This is a genomic window from Clostridiales bacterium, from assembly GCA_030016385.1.
GTDB lineage: Bacteria > Bacillota > Clostridia > Clostridiales > Oxobacteraceae > JASEJN01.
Genome location: JASEJN010000041.1, coordinates 1 through 3,260, shown reverse-complemented (window position 1 = coordinate 3,260; position 3,260 = coordinate 1). Strand labels below are relative to the sequence as shown.

Below are 3,260 nucleotides of genomic sequence, written 5' to 3'. Positions count from 1 at the left end.
TAGGTTGCTGTTTTACAAACTCCGCATCCACCTGCTTTCTTGCCTGTGCCTCAGCTTCTTCTTTAAGCGCCTTTTTCTGTGCCTCAACCTCCGGGGTTTTTGGATATCCGGCAAACTTTGCGTCGATCGCTTCATCTGCGGCTTTTTCTGCAGATTCATACGCCTGCTGTTTCTTCGAATCGAGCAATTTCTTAAATTCTGCTTCCACCGCGGCGTCAGCGGTCTTTACAGCATCATCGTAAGCCTGCTGCTTCTTTGATGCTACCGCCTCGTTGAATTTCTTCGCTGCGACTTCGTCCGCGGCCTTTTTGGCAGATTCATACGCTTGCTGTTTCTTTGCATCGAGCATCTTCTTAAATTCTGCTTCTGCCGCAGCGTCAGCAGTCTTTACGGCATCACCATAAGCCTGCTGCTTCTTTGCTGCCACCGCCTCGTTGAATCTCTTCGCCACGTCCTCATCCGCCTTCCGAAGTGCCTCAGCCTCGTTGATGCCAAGTTTTTTGAACATATCATTAACAGATGGGTCAATCTTTTTCTGGATTTTCTCAACGGACTTCACCGTCGATTTGGCAATAAAGCCATCCGTCAGCTGATTTGTTGCCTCGCCAACGACCTTGGGTGCTTTCACGGCGAAATAAGTCGCTGCCACTGCAAAGCAGAATACTATAACCAGTTTCGGTATCTGCGGGCGCAGGTAGCGGAGCAGCCGACGGGTTGTTCCCCGAAAATCTTTGGCTTTTTCCGCTGGGGCACCGCCTCTGCGCGCCAGCCCCATCAGCCTTTTCGGCTTTTTTGCAGTTCCGTTCATGCTATCTCCTCCTTTGTTAGCTGCGATGATACGATTTCGCGGTATATCTTACAAGTATCAAGCAGTTCCCGGTGCGTTCCGATACCTACAATGGCTCCTTCATCGAGAACGATGATGCGGTCGGCATTCATAATGCTGCCAACTCGCTGAGCCACAATGATAACGGTTGCATCTCCCATCTCTTTTCGAAGCGCAGCGCGCAGATTCGCATCCGTCTTGAAGTCGAGTGCGGAGAAACTGTCATCAAAAACATATATTTCCGGCTTGCGGACAATCGCCCGTGCAATCGCGAGCCGCTGTTTCTGCCCCCCGGAAAGGTTGAGGCCGCCTTCCGACAGCATGGTATTAAATCCATCCTCCATCTCGGAGATAAAGTCGCTGGCCTGCGCCACCTGCGCAGCGTGAAGCAACTCTTTTTCATCTGCATTCTCCCTGCCATAGCGCAGATTGTCAGCGACGGAACCGGTAAACAGGACGGCCGTCTGCGGCACAAAGCCGATCTTGGCACGAAGCTGCTCCTGCGGAAATTCGCGTACGTCAACGCCGTCAACCAGTACGCGACCGCTTTCGGGCTCGTAAAAGCGCGGGATCAGGTTAACCAGCGTCGACTTGCCGCTTCCCGTCCCGCCAATAATCGCGGTCGTCTCGCCCGGTTTTGCCTTAAACGAAACGTCTTTCAGCGCTGGCTCTTCCGCCCCTTGATAGCGGAACGTCACATGATCGAACTCGACAAAACCGCGTTCGAAGTCGGCGCTATGCGCGCCTAGCAGGTTCCGGATAGACGGCTTTGTTTCGAGGACTTCGTTGATGCGGTCGGCAGCAGCCTGCCCCCGCGGAATCATGATGAACATGATTGTCACCATGACGAGTGCAAACATGATCTGCATCGCGTACTGCAGAAAAGCGATGAGAGCGCCGAGATCCATCTTACTCTCGTCGACTCGGATGGCGCCGAACCAGAGGAGTCCCACTATAAGCGTTTCCATCAGCATGGTAACGGTAGGCATCAGTATCGCAAGGATTCGGTTGACCTTAATATAGGTGTTGGTCAGGTCACCGTTCGCCTGAGCAAAACGCTTTTTGGCATGTGCCTCTCGGTTGAACGCGCGAATGACGCGGATTCCCTTGAGGTTCTCGCTCAGAATAAGATTGAGCTTGTCGACCTTCTTCTGTACCTGCCTGAAAAGCGGTATGACAAATCTTGCGATAAGATAGATTATAGCTGCCACGAGCGGCAACACAATGAGCAGGAGGATCGTCAGGCGCTGATCCTTGGAATACGCAAGGATCACGCCGCCGATGCACATGACGATCGCGTGCAGGATCATGTTCAGAATGATTATAGTCACGGTCTGAATCTGCATGACGTCGTTCGTGGTACGCGTCACCAGCGTCGAAGATCCAAACCGGTCGAATTCGCCTAGCGAAAAGCTTTCGACATGTTCAAAAATATTATTGCGAAGTTCGCGACCGAAGCCAGCCATAACTTTCGAGCTCAGTAATCTGGCAAGCAGGGCGCAAGTGACGCCGCAGCCAGAAATCAGCAGCATATAAAGCCCTTCGTGCACTATGTAGTCCACATCCTCCTTCATGATGCCGTCGTTGATGATGTCCGACATGATTGTCGGAAGATACAGGTCAGTGAGGCTCTGCAGGAACTCAAATGCGATAATCCAAGTAATCTGCAGGGAATGCGATTTCAGTCTGCGATAAATTTTCCACATATTAAAACACCTCCAGAGTCGCGGGAGAGCACTCCCGCTTATTTCCGCGTATCTTCCGGCGGGCATCCGCTTTTCTGTCGGAGATATTCGTAAACTTCGTTCATCAGTTCTGCGAGAAGATTGCTTTTTTCGGTGCCAAGGTAAGCGACAAGCTCTCGGATACGGCTTACATAGCGCCGTCGGACATGATCCAACACCTTTTCTCCGTTTTCAGTCAGTGTAATCAGGACGAAGCGCCTGTCGCCAGGGTCGGTGGCGCGGCAGATCAACTTGCGCTCCTCCAAGACCGAGAGAATAGGGTTGATCGATGGTGTTTTCATCCCCGTGCTCGCGCTCAGCATGGTTGCCGTAACGCCGGCCTGCTTATTTTGCTCGTTTTTGATGGCAAAAAGCATCATGATATCACCTGGCTTCAAATCGAATCGTTCGTCCGCCGGCCCGACGTGTGTCCTTCTGCTGTATCGATAGAGATAGGGAAACTGCAGGAAAGCCTTTGAAAGGTTCTCCCCAGACAAATCCACATCATTTTTCATAATCTGTCACTTCCTTTAGAATTTGAATGATTCATTATTTGAATTATTAAATTATTTAATCATTAGGTTAGCAATACTATATCACTCTTTTTAGAGATGGTCAAGGACAGCTATTTTAAAGCTTCAATTCGTAATATAGGCTTGTGTTATTTTGAACACTCATTCGCCAGATTCAAGTTTTGTAAGTTCTAAGGC

The 3,260-nt window shown here is 50.6% G+C and carries 3 protein-coding genes; all 3 read right to left on the bottom strand.

The genetic code is table 11. From position 1 onward, the window contains the following. Positions 1 to 808: hypothetical protein (locus tag QME45_10135; protein ID MDI6619013.1), on the bottom strand; the 808-nt coding region annotated here is incomplete at its 3' end. Then, entirely contained in the window at positions 805 to 2,532 is a 1,728-nt protein-coding gene (locus QME45_10130) for an ABC transporter ATP-binding protein (protein ID MDI6619012.1), read from the bottom strand. The genes QME45_10135 and QME45_10130, both read right to left, overlap by 4 nt. 38 nt (positions 2,533 to 2,570) lie before the next feature. Further along, entirely contained in the window at positions 2,571 to 3,065 is a 495-nt protein-coding gene (locus QME45_10125; GenBank protein ID MDI6619011.1) for a MarR family winged helix-turn-helix transcriptional regulator, read from the bottom strand. Positions 3,066 to 3,260 lie beyond the last annotated feature (195 nt).

Excerpts from the sequence above, each read along its gene's own strand:
- QME45_10130 (MDI6619012.1), bottom strand. The coding sequence starts at position 2,532 with ATGTGGAAAATTTATCGCAGACTGAAATCGCATTCCCTGCAGATTACT.
- QME45_10125 (MDI6619011.1), bottom strand. The coding sequence starts at position 3,065 with ATGAAAAATGATGTGGATTTGTCTGGGGAGAACCTTTCAAAGGCTTTC.